Source organism: uncultured Psychrosphaera sp. (assembly GCF_947500655.1).
Lineage (GTDB): Bacteria > Pseudomonadota > Gammaproteobacteria > Enterobacterales > Alteromonadaceae > Psychrosphaera.
This window is the reverse complement of sequence record NZ_CANMSK010000003.1, coordinates 206,413-218,757: the sequence shown is the minus strand read 5'-3', so window position 1 is coordinate 218,757 and position 12,345 is coordinate 206,413. Positions and strand designations below refer to the sequence as shown.

The 12,345-nt window shown below is 36.6% G+C and carries 10 protein-coding genes; 2 read left to right on the top strand and 8 right to left on the bottom strand.

Annotation, left to right across the window (positions count from 1 at the left end; all coding sequences use genetic code 11):
* Positions 1–22 precede the first annotated feature (22 nt).
* Positions 23–1,000 (bottom strand): aldo/keto reductase, encoded by a 978-nt coding sequence (locus Q0940_RS04420; RefSeq protein ID WP_299264573.1) that lies wholly within the window; start codon positions 998–1,000, stop codon positions 23–25.
* A gap of 186 nt (positions 1,001–1,186) precedes the next feature.
* Here Q0940_RS04420 and Q0940_RS04415 point away from each other — a divergent pair, with 186 nt between their 5' ends.
* Positions 1,187–2,080 carry a cation diffusion facilitator family transporter gene (locus Q0940_RS04415; protein ID WP_299264570.1) on the top strand — a complete coding sequence of 298 codons (894 nt, stop codon included), beginning with the start codon at positions 1,187–1,189 and terminating at the stop codon, positions 2,078–2,080.
* A 171-nt stretch (positions 2,081–2,251) separates the two neighbouring features.
* Positions 2,252–2,620, top strand: a complete 369-nt coding sequence (locus tag Q0940_RS04410) for a DUF3718 domain-containing protein (protein ID WP_299264566.1) — start codon at positions 2,252–2,254, stop codon at positions 2,618–2,620.
* A gap of 106 nt (positions 2,621–2,726) precedes the next feature.
* Here Q0940_RS04410 and Q0940_RS04405 read toward each other — a convergent pair whose 3' ends face one another.
* From Q0940_RS04405 to Q0940_RS04375, 7 genes are all read right to left on the bottom strand, one after another.
* Positions 2,727–3,830, bottom strand: a complete 1,104-nt coding sequence (locus tag Q0940_RS04405) for a phosphoribosylaminoimidazolesuccinocarboxamide synthase (protein ID WP_299264563.1) — start codon at positions 3,828–3,830, stop codon at positions 2,727–2,729.
* A gap of 190 nt (positions 3,831–4,020) precedes the next feature.
* Positions 4,021–5,643, bottom strand: coding sequence for a HAMP domain-containing methyl-accepting chemotaxis protein (locus tag Q0940_RS04400; protein ID WP_299264560.1), 1,623 nt, complete (start codon positions 5,641–5,643; stop codon positions 4,021–4,023).
* Between the two features lie 270 nt (positions 5,644–5,913).
* A complete protein-coding gene (locus Q0940_RS04395) occupies positions 5,914–6,681 on the bottom strand; it encodes an ABC transporter permease (protein ID WP_299264557.1) in 768 nt (255 codons plus the stop codon).
* 1 nt (position 6,682) lies between these two features.
* Positions 6,683–7,627, bottom strand: a complete 945-nt coding sequence (locus tag Q0940_RS04390) for an ABC transporter ATP-binding protein (protein ID WP_299264732.1) — start codon at positions 7,625–7,627, stop codon at positions 6,683–6,685.
* A 51-nt stretch (positions 7,628–7,678) separates the two neighbouring features.
* Positions 7,679–8,317, bottom strand: coding sequence for a flavin prenyltransferase UbiX (locus Q0940_RS04385; protein WP_299264554.1), 639 nt, complete (start codon positions 8,315–8,317; stop codon positions 7,679–7,681).
* 29 nt (positions 8,318–8,346) lie between these two features.
* Positions 8,347–9,723: a UDP-N-acetylmuramate:L-alanyl-gamma-D-glutamyl-meso-diaminopimelate ligase gene (gene mpl, locus Q0940_RS04380; RefSeq protein WP_299264551.1), complete on the bottom strand. Its 1,377-nt coding sequence runs from the start codon at positions 9,721–9,723 to the stop codon at positions 8,347–8,349.
* A gap of 156 nt (positions 9,724–9,879) precedes the next feature.
* Entirely contained in the window at positions 9,880–12,285 is a 2,406-nt protein-coding gene (locus Q0940_RS04375; protein ID WP_299264549.1) for a zinc-dependent metalloprotease, read from the bottom strand.
* Between the last annotated feature and the right edge of the window lie 60 nt (positions 12,286–12,345).

The window sequence follows — 12,345 nt, the reverse complement described above, 5'->3', positions numbered from 1 at the left end:
TTTATTATGATCAAATCAGAAGTTAAGGTAGTTGCTTACCTCTTGCTGCTAACCACAACTCGTACCAATGGCTACGGGTTAATTGTATGTTTGCAGCTTGGGCACAGTTTTTAATTCTTGATGGATTTGTAGTGCCAATAACGGGTTGGATTTTTGCGGGGTGTCGCATTAACCAGGCTAAGACGATAGCTTCTTTACTTACCTGATATTCAGCCGCTAATTTAGCGACTAACTTGGCGGTTTGTTGAATATGTTGTGGCTGATTAGAAACATCAGCACCAGAAAATAAGCCCTGCGATAAACTTCCCCAAGATTGCAATTGGATGTTATTTAATTGGCAATATTCTAAAGTCCCAGCGCCATAGTTGGCTAAGGTCTCACCTGAGTTTCCAGTTGTGACACCTTCTTCTATAAAGGCTAAATGAGAAAGGCTTAGCTCTACTTGGTTCACTACTAAAGGTTCAGATAAGGAGGCTTGTAAAAACGCCATTTGGTGATGTTGCATGTTAGATACACCAAAGTGTTTTACCTTTCCTGAGCTTTGTAACTTATCAAATATTTCTGCAACGAGTTCAGGCTCCATTAATGGATCTGGGCGGTGTAACAGTAATATCTCGAGTTGCTCAGTATTTAGTTGCTTTAAGCTGTTATCTACAGATTGTAAAATCCACTCCGGTGAAAAGTCGTATTGCTGAGGGTTGTGTTCATCGGGAAAGCGGATGCCACATTTTGATTGAATGCTAATTTTCTCTCGTAACTCTGGGCGTTGCTTTAACACTTCTCCAAATACTTTTTCTGCTTTGCCTCGGCTATAAATATCGGCATGGTCAAACAGTGTTATGCCAGCATCTAGTGCTGCATCTACCGCTAGATGTGCATGTTGAATGTCCTCAGCACTAATTTGGTTACTTTCCCAACTTCCACCTAAACCCATACAACCAAAAACAATGGAACTGTTTGGTGAAATTAATTTAGATAATGGGTAACGTGAATGAGGCATAAAGGGTATTCCTTAATATTTAGGGGCTGTTTATCTCATTTTTGCAACGTTGCGTAAAATGAAAGATAAACAAGCCCATAATACAAACTGGATAAATTTAGCGGATTTATCAAAGTTGGTATAAAAAGCTGGCTAGAGTACAATTAATACATGAATAGTACATGTGTTTTTACTTGGTTTTAAGAGATGATAAATAAAAGTGGTAACGAGGAATATAGTTATTGGGTTCGCTTTGCTAGCTCAGCTGCTATTTTTGCGGCCTTTTCTATGATACTTGTAAAAGGTTATGCCTGGTTAAATACCGACTCTGCCAGTATTTTAGCTTCGTTAACTGACTCTGTATTTGATATTGCAGCCTCGGTTGTTAATTTTTTTGCTGTACGTTATGCGTTAACACCTGCCGATGATGATCATAGATTTGGCCATGGCAAGGCCGAGTCATTAGCTGGTTTATTTCAATCTGCATTTATTACCGGCTCTGCACTACTATTAATATTTCATTCTGTTGGTCAGCTTTCTCACCCTAATCATGTTGAGAATATCTCAGTAGGTTTAGCGGCTATCTATTTTAGTATTTTTATTACTTTGCTTTTAGTTGTGGTGCAAACCTATGCACTTAAACGTACAAGTTCTATCGCCATTAAAGCCGACAGCCTTCATTATAAAGGTGACTTATTAATGAATGTAGGCGTTCTGGTTGCTTTGTATTTAACTCAATTGGGTTATGCCTCTATTGATTCATGGATTGCTATTTGTATTGCAGGATACTTATTTTACGGTGCGTATTTAGTGGGTAAAGAATCGGTTCAATCATTAATGGATAAAGAGTTACCAAGTGAAGACGAGCAAAAGATCATACATATCGCTAAAAATATTCCACTAGTAAAAGGGGTTCATGATATTCGTACTCGCCAATCCGGTGGTACAGTATTTATTCAAATGCACCTTGAGTTAGATGATAATCTGATATTACTGGATGCTCATGATGTGAGCGATAATGTAGAAGCCGCTTTGGAAGATGCATACCCATATTCAGATATATTAATTCACTTAGATCCCGTTTCAGTTGTGAGAAAGTAAAAAAATAAATTATGTTAGAAAATAAAGAGTAACGCATAAAATTTTAAATAAATTTGATCTAAAACAACAAAATAAGGGGATTCCCTATGTTCGTTTTGTAGGCTGATCAATACAATGCACACATCAGATTTATTAAACACTAATTAAATAATTTATTAAACGGGATTTAAGATGAAAACATTAATCACAGCATTAACTTTAGTAATTGGATTTGCATCAGCTTCTTTCACTCACACAGCTCAAGCAGCGGGCGCAGATGCGTTAAATGGTATTTGTGAAAACGTAGCAGCAGATAATAAATCTCGTTTTCGTAAAAAATTAAAAGAATCAGGTATGAAATTACGTGATATTTATACTGGTATTTCTTGTGGTGGCGAAAACTTAGTTCGTTATGCTATGACAAACAAAGCTGAAAGTGTTGGTAGCTATATTGTTAAGCGTATGCCAGCTTCTCATTTTGCAGCTTCTGGTGATTTAGATTGGGCTAACACAAGTGGCCATGCAGATTCTTCAATTGCTAGCTCTATCGCTTCTCGATAAGAACTAGAAATAGATAAAAAAGGGATGCTAATAGCATCCTTTTTTATTGTTTAAAATTTGTCGTTTTAAGGAGTTACCTATTTAAACGACAAATATTAGGCATAGTTTATTTTATTAATTGAAAGCGCTCTGCTAATACATCAATCACTTCTTGTTTTGGATTGTCAGATAATACAATTTTGCTACCTGTGATCTTTTCAGCAATATTGATATAGGTTGACGATATGTCCATTATTACTTCTTCAGGTAATGCATTATCACGTGCTAACGCTTCACGTTCCTGCATTCTGTTTTTGTTTAACAGAATATCTGGATCAGGGAAGTGGTTTAACAGCATCTGTCTAAACCCTTCTTTCGAGTTTTCAACCACTTTACCATTTCTAAAATTAGGGCCGTCCCAAATTCTTGATGAGTCTGGTGTGCCGACTTCATCCATATATATTAGTTTGTCATTACCCGCTGCATCTTTTACATAACCAAACTCAAACTTGGTATCTACAAAGACTTGATCTAATTCAGCTAACGCACCACTGATTAAATTAAACCCTTGTTTCAATAATACTTCGTATTTATCAACATCAGCTGTGTTTAAGAAATTGAAAGCTTTGAAATTATTGCTAATATCCTGACGGCTTATATTTACATCATCCACTTCTGGCACATTAGGAATACCTTTTAATATGCCTTTTGTTGACGGCGTAATTAGAATGTCATCTAACTTTTGATCTTTAGTTAAGCCTTCAGGTAGTTGAATGCCACAAAACTCGCGTTCACCTTTTTCATAACTACGCCACATAGAACCTGTAATATATTGACGAGCAATCGCTTCTATCATTACCGGTTTGGCTTTTTGCACTATCCAAACAAAAGGATGTGGAATATCTAAAATATGACTGTCGGCTAAACCATTATCTTTAAACATTTTAAACCAGTGATTAGATACGGCATTTAACGCTGCGCCTTTACCTGGAACGCCTTTAATTCCGCCCTCACCATGCCAAATACAATCAAATGCAGAGATACGGTCACTTATCACCATAATTGCTAATGGCGCGTCAGATTGGACGTTATAGCCATTTTTTTCAATCAGTCGTTTGCTATCCGCAGCTGTTAACCAGTACACGGATCGAACTTTGCCACTATGAACTTTTTGGTCTGTAATGATTGGTAGGTCGTTATTTACGGCTAAAACCGAGTTAGCTAAGCTCATTGGGCTTCCTAATGTGATAAATATGCGGGATGTTTAATGCAGGGGATTCTAGCAAATTACTTTAGTGAGCATCAAACGTTAAATTCAATACTTGCTTACATCGGTATATATAATTTCTAAGCATAAAAAAGACCACATAAGTGGTCTTTCATTGAATAAGCTATTTCTTTAACTTAACAGAGAGTACTTGCTACAGTTTAAATTTAGACGCGGCTTCTAACAAGTCATCCGACAATGTATGTAAGTTACTTGATACATCTCTGATACCACCTAAAGCTTCTAATGTTGAGCTAATAGATGTATTCATATCGTTTACATTTTCAATAACGGTCGTCGCTACAGCTGTTTGTTCTTCAGTTGCGGTAGCTACTTGTGTGTTCATGCCATTGATTGTATTAATGTGCTCTGCAATTTTTTGAACAGACTCACCAGTTTGGGCCGCGTATTCTTCATTGCGTTCTGCTTGAGCACTTGCGCTTTCCATAGAATCAACCGATGCAGTTGCAGCTTCTGTTAATGCGGTTAATAATTCACGAATTTCAGTAGTCGATTTAGATGTTCTTGAAGCTAAACCTCGAACTTCATCAGCAACAACCGCAAAACCTCGTCCATGTTCACCAGCACGTGCCGCTTCAATTGCTGCATTAAGTGCTAATAAGTTAGTTTGCGCCGCAATAGCTGTGATCACATCTAATATTGTATTTACGTTTTGAGTATCTTCTGCAAGTTTGTGAATAACAGATGATGCACCTTTGATTTCAATATTTAATGCTTGCGATGCAGCCATCGACTTACTTAAAATCTCTAAACTTTGTTGCGCTTCTATTTCAGCATCGCTTGTTGCTTGCGATGCTAATGCAGCAGAATTAGATATTTCATTTACGCTATGATGCATCTCTTGCATTGATTGGCTTACAAGCTCTGAGTCTTCGCTTTGTTTATGCATAGATGCTTCAGCAGTTTCCATGCGTTGGATAAGGCGAGTTGAGTTATCAAGTAACGGCTGAACAACCGACATAACATCACTAATCGCACCGCGTAATAGCTCCATGAACTTATTAAAGTTTTTCGCTAGTTGACCAATTTCATCTTCACTTTCTACATTCAAACGAGACTTTAAGTCACCATCGCCGTTAGCCAATTCACCTAATGTGCAAGCTGCATCTGATGCCGCTTTCCGGATGTTAGCACCAATAACATAGCCTAATATGATAATTAGTATGGTAAGTGTGATTGAAATAATAAGACTGTTATTAATTGCATTTTGAGAGCGAGTTTTAGCGTCGTTAGCCATTTTTGAATATAGGTCGTCAGAATTCATTTTATATTCGTCTAACGCTGTATTAATGCTTCCGTATAAGTCAGCTTTAATTTTTGATTTTTCTTGGATAATTGAAAAATCTAATGATTCATTAATAAAGCCTTTTACGATTTCAACTGCAGTTTGATTATAACTATTAAGGTCGGCTTTAAATTTTTCAAGTAGTTTAGTGTTAGAGGCATTGTCGAGTGCTTCAATTTTTTCAATATTGTTGATTAATAGATTGTATTGTTCGCCAGCTGCAGTGATTAGATCTTCATCACCAAATGATACAGCTTGAGTGTAGAGTTCATCGATGCGGTTGATAATAAAAGAATTGGCTGTTGAATACTGAGCAATAAGATAACGTTTATCTTTGAGTTCATCTAAACTTTTATTATTTTCACTGATAGCTGATGCATTTAAGATTAATACCACTATTAACGCGAACATAGCGATAACAGTAATGACATTAATTTTAATAAATACACTTAAATTTTTAAATTTGTTCACTCGACACCCTCAAAATAATAAAAATAACCGTTTAACAACACAAATATCGGCACAGAACTAAAATTCTTTATTGTCTACAGTAGTCTTTATTGTGCTGATTAGTAGTTAATTGTGCTACTAATGCCATTAAAATTAACATAGATAAATTTATACTGGCAATATATTGTTATGTATCAACAAGTAAAGCACATATTTAGAAAAAAGCAGGAGAGAGTGTAATTTTTTTTAAATAATTACACTCTAAATGATATTTTATTGTGTTTTCACTATTTAAGAGCGAATACCAATACCTTTATTGATTAAATAAAGAGCAAGCGCAAAGAAGATAACAGTAAAACCAATGATCATGACAACGGCAAAAGTTAAGTCTACGTCCGATACGCCTAAAAATCCATAACGAAATGCATTAACCATATATACGATTGGGTTTATTTTAGAAATATCCTGCCAAATCTCAGGTAACAATGTAAGGCTATAAAACACTCCACCAAGATACGTTAACGGCGTTAAAATAAAGGTGGGAATAATAGAGATATCATCAAAGCTATTAGCAAAAATAGCGTTTATTAAGCCAGCCAATGAAAACACCATAGAAGTTAATAACACAGTGAAAATAAGTATGGTGTAGCTGTGGATTTGAATATCAACAAATAACATAGAAACACAAGTGACAATAAGTCCAACTAATAAACCGCGTAACATGCCTCCGCCAATATAGCCTAAAATGATAATGTAGTTAGGAACCGGCGCTACCAGCAACTCTTCAATGTTGCGTTGGAACTTAGCGCTATAAAATGAGCTTGCTACATTGGAGTACGAGTTAGTGATGACTGACATCATAATTAAGCCAGGTACAATGAACGACATATAATCAAAGCCACCCATTTCACCAATGCGAGAACCAACCAAATTACCAAAAATGACAAAATATAATGTCATGGTAATTGCTGGCGGCACTAGGGTTTGTACCCAAATTCTTAGGAAACGATTACATTCTTTAGTAAGAATAGCTTTTAATGCGACTGAATATGACAACATATTATTTATCTCCTTTGGCTTGGTTAGACTTGCCTTCTTCTACTAATCGGACAAACAATTCTTCTAACCGGTTGGCTTTATTACGCATACTTAATACTTGAATATCTTGTGTATCCAATTGTTTAAATATGGCGTTTAAGCCTTGTCCTTTTTTCACTTCAACTTCAATAGTATGATCATCCACAATTTGATGATGATATTCAGCTAAATCTGGTGAGCCTTTAAAAGGGCTAGTGTCTAATACAAATGTTTCCACATTTAATGTGGCTAACAAGGATTTCATATTGGTATTTTTACCAATTTTACCGTTGTCGATAATGGCAATGTTACGACATAACATCTCAGCTTCTTCAAGATAATGCGTAGTTAAAATAATGGTTATACCTTGGGCATTTAAGTCTTTTAAGAACTCCCACATACCACGTCGAATTTCAATGTCTACGCCAGCGGTTGGCTCATCCAAAATCAAAATCTTTGGTTCATGCATTAGAGCACGAGCGATCATTAAACGGCGTTTCATGCCGCCAGATAATTCACGACCACGGGCATTGCGTTTTTCCCATAAGTCAGTTTGTTTTAAATATTTCTCAGCACGTTTTAATGCCTCAGAACGTTCCACTCCGTAATAACCAGCCTGGTTTAGTACTATTTGTAATACAGTTTCAAACATATTGAAGTTAAATTCTTGAGGAACCAAACCAATTTGCGACTTTGCCGCTTCTATATCAGAGTCGATATCGTAACCAAACACTTTTACTGTGCCTGATGTCTTGTTTACTAAAGAGCTAATGATGCCGATAGTGGTCGACTTACCAGCGCCGTTTGGACCAAGTAAGGCAAAAAAGTCACCTTGTGCCACGTTTAAAGAAATTCCTTTTAACGCTTCAACGGTTCTTGATTTTGATTGGTAGGTTTTTTTTAGATCTGTAATTTCTATGGCATTCATAGCTGTTTTTTTACCATTAATAGTCGGCTCTAAGGTGTTCATAATAGCCTCTTAAGATTTTGTATAGCCCCAGCGAGGCACTATTTGTTGATTTATTTGTAAGTGGTCTAACACTCGGGCAACCATAAATTGCACTAAGTCTTCGATTGATTTTGGTTGATGGTAAAACCCTGGAGCCGCAGGCATGATAGTCACGCCTAAGTTAGAAAGTTTTAACATGTTTTCCAAATGAATAGAGGAAAATGGTGTTTCTCTAGGCACTATAATTAGTTGCCCACGCTCTTTTATAACTACATCGGCAGCGCGTTCTAATAAGTTATCTGATGCACCAACCGCAATAGAAGAAAGTGTGCCGGTTGAGCAAGGAATAACAACCATTTGCTTAGGTGCAGCTGAACCTGATGCAACTGGCGAGAACCATTCGTCTTTGCCAAATACCGTGATCTGTTGAGGCTTAGCATTAAAAAAATCGGTGAAAAACTCAGTGGCTTTTTGTGGATGTCCCGGCACATCAATGTCAGCTTCCGTTTTAAATACCACACGAGCAGCAGAAGAAATAATCACAAATACTTGAATGTTGTTGTTAACCAATTGCTTAATTAATTCAACTGCGTAAGGAGTGCCGGACGCACCTGTGATACCAATAGTAATCTGGCCTGCAAAATTGTTTTCACTGTCAATTATGGACATTAAATAAGCCTTTAAGGTTACTTTATAGGTTAAGCTGGTTTGTTAAATTTACGATTAATCGCATCGGTTAATTTAATATGTATACCATTAAAACCGCCATTGCTCATAATGACTATATGGTCATTCGGTGCGCAAATATCAACAAGCTGACTAACAATTTGTTCCACATCATCTAATACAATTAACTTATTATCTTCAGTTAAATGCCAATTTTGTTGTGGGTTTTGACATAAAAATATTTTATCCGCTTCTTGCCATGAATCGGCCAAGGTATCTTTATGTATTCCCATTTTCATTGTATTAGAACGCGGTTCTAATACCGCAATAATTCGGCTGTTTCCTACTTTATTACGTAATCCTGCTAGTGTTGTTGCAATAGCGGTGGGGTGATGGGCAAAATCGTCATAAATAGTAATGTCATGTTGGCTGTATATTTGCTCCATGCGGCGTTTGGGGGTTTTAAATGTATTTAGTGATTGTATTGCCACTTTTACATCCATACCCGCATGTCTTGCAGCCGCTATAGCCATAACGCCATTATAAACATTATGCTGCCCTGACATTTCCCAGCTAACCGTGCCTAAAATTTGTTTATTAAGCAATATTTCAAAAGTTGAACCATCTTTGTTACCTAAATTATTTTCTAATAAGTTAACTTGCCAATCAGCATCACCCTGAACTGCAACACTTTGGGTTTCAGTCCAACAACCTAATTTAAGAGTATCAGTGACATTCTCATCGTCTGCGTTATTTAATATCAGGCCATTGGCTGGCACGGTTCTGATCATATGATGGAATTGACGTTTAATGGCGTTTAAGTCATCAAAAATATCGGCGTGATCAAATTCGAGATTATTTAAAATTAACGTGTTTGGTAAGTAATGAACAAACTTAGAGCGTTTATCAAAAAAGGCCGTATCGTATTCATCCGCTTCAATAACAAAAAAGGGATCAACACCTGCGGTCGCTGATAACTCTAAATTACCTGGTACACCACCAATTAAATAGCCAGGATTAAAACCAGCATCAGATAATATCCAAGTTAACATACTTGTCGTTGTGGTTTTTCCATGAGTTCCAGCAACAGCAAGCACCCAACGGTTTTGCAGTAAATTGTTTTTTAACCACTCTGGCCCAGATGTATATGGAATTTTATTAGATAAAACATATTCAACGGCTTCATTACCACGAGATAGAGCATTACCAATAATGACAACGTCAGGTAGAGGTTTAAATTGCTCTTCTCCCCAACCTTGAGTTAACGAAATGCCCAGTTTTTCTAATTGCGTAGACATTGGCGGATAAACATTTTGGTCTGAGCCAGTCACTTTGTGACCTAATTCTTTAGCAATAGCAGCTATGCCACCCATAAATGTACCGCAAATACCTAATATATGAATATGCATAAAGAGGATGATTTCCTTTTGTATTGTCCTACAGAGTATATATTACGCTAATCGAGAGCATGTAAATTACGTAGAAGCTATCTTAAAAAATAGATTAAAGGAGAATAATAACGCAGACAAGGTTAGACGCAAAGCGTCAACCTTGTCTAAATGCGATTAAATTGGAGAACCAGGAGGTAAAGCAGTTGGTTTAATTAACGGTAACCATTTTCTGTGTTCAAAATACCAAGACAAATGATGGCGAAGTAACTTGTTGAAGCTGTTGTTTCTTGAATGTAAAAATAACCAAGAATTTAATTCTGTTAATGATTGAAATATGTCACTTTTTACTTCAATGGATGTGCTTTCACTTAATAAACTCTTCATCAATGACTCTATGGTTAATGCAGCTACTCGTTTGTGTAATAACGCATTAACACCAGATTCCATATCCGCTTTTATAGTCGAGTCTAAAATCTGCTGAAAATATAAAGGTAAAGACCAATCACCACTGACATAGCTTGTCTGTTGAGCTAGACGATTTAATCTCGCCGGCTCCAACAAAGCACTTAATGAATGTTGTGCAGATGCTGCCGCTAACTCAATAGGATCAAATACCAAACCCGTTTTAGTCGGTGCACTTTCTCTATTGCGATAAGAACCATAGCCTTTTGGCGGAATTAAATTAACAATATGTTGCGGGATAACTAATTCAGCAGGCGTTAAAGTGCGTAATATTGCTGTAAGCGCAGTTTTTTGTTGGGCAAAAGAAACTGCAGTTACTGCTAGTTTATTATCGGTGGATGTTAGATCTTCTTTAACTTGATAACTGTAATCAACTCCAGCAATTAACTTTGCCGCAGCTGTTGTTTGAAAACGGTGGAGTAAATACACAGGCACAAGAATTTCTTGTAAATCTGATACGCTTCTACCTCTAGCTAGATTATTAAGGCCAAAGTTATTAAGCGCTAACTTACGTACATCTAATATATGTTCTAACTCAACAGCAGGGTTTTCACCATTATCCCATAAATGTCCATTAGGCTCAGCACCAGAAAGTGGACGAGCATCAGGATCAGACATATACAAGTAACCTTGTTTTTTTGTTGCTGAAATCAATCCAGATAGTTGCTGTTTTTCTAGTTCAGGTGTAGCAAATTCGCTATAACCATATTTGATCACATATTCATCCCAACCCCCTATTTTATCATCGTAAGCATCGGTTAAATCTATTTCACCATTGGTTATTTTTACTAGCGGGTGAGGGTAATCCATAACAGATGCTCGGTTGTTAACTGAGGCTGCAAAGTTATGAGCTATACCTAACGTGTGGCCAACTTCGTGCGCTGAAAGTTGACGAATACGTGCTAATGCCATTTCTTTTACTGCATTTGTATTACTACTTTCATCTTTAAATGGTGCTGTTAGGCCTTGGGCAATTAAGTAATCTTGACGAACTCGTAATGAACCTAATGTTACATGGCCTTTTAAAATCTCACCGGTTCTTGGGTCGATAACAGACGAGCCATAACTCCAACCACGAGTAGCACGGTGTACCCATTGAATTGTGTTGTATCTCACATCCATAGGATCTGCATTATCAGGTAACATTTTCACTTGAAATGCATTTATATATCCGGCTTTTTCAAAAGCGGTATTCCACCATTTTGCACCATCTAACAATGCAGAACGCACAGGCTCTGGTGCACCAGGATCAAGATAATAAATAATAGGTTCAACAGCTTCACTTTTAGCAGCGTTAGGATCCTTTTTCTGTAAACGATGGCGAGGAATATATTTAACACTCATATCATCATCTAAATTAGCCGCGTAGTCTTTGTATTCAACACTCCAAAAACCAGAATACGGATGAAAAACTCTAGGCTGGTAATTGTCATCAGGTAATTCAATTAGTGAATGATGTAAATGCACTGTGATGTTATAAGCATCGGGCGCAATGCTGCGTAAATGTTTACCCGGTGTAGAGCCTTTAAAGCTGACGATAGATTCTAATTCAGTGTTTTTAGGGAATGCTTTACTACGCTCCATAAACACGGCGCTACGAGATGCATCTAAAGAAAATTTACCTTCTTTTTTAGCCGCTAACTTACGAGTAACGCCATGAATATCAGTTAGTAAGAATGGTGTGTAATCAATTAATACTGAGTTTTTATCTTGGCTGACAATAGTAAAACCATGTAATACCGATTGTGAAAATGCTTCTTTCACGCTTTGTACTTCGGCTTTATTGTTAGAATCTGCTCGATAATATGTATTTAATTGGTTAAGGAAAACTTTATTCCCATAACGCTCAAATTGCACAATACGAGTATCGCCAAGTTGTCCACGGTCAAGGCCAATATCATTAGAGCCTAAACCTTGAGGCATGGAGCTTTGAAATAAAAATGGTTGTGACAGTTTATCAATATCTAAATAAATTTTATCTTTAGCATCATCGTAATAAAAAGTATAAAAACCTTTGGTCGTAACCATACCTTTGGTAAAGCTACTAATATTCTTTGCGATAACCGTGTTTGAAAGTAAAGTTATCAACAATACAAAAAGTTTAATTTTAGCTGTCATTGTTATGTTCCATCTTTATGAATTTATTACCAATATACATATATTGTTGATTTTAGTGTG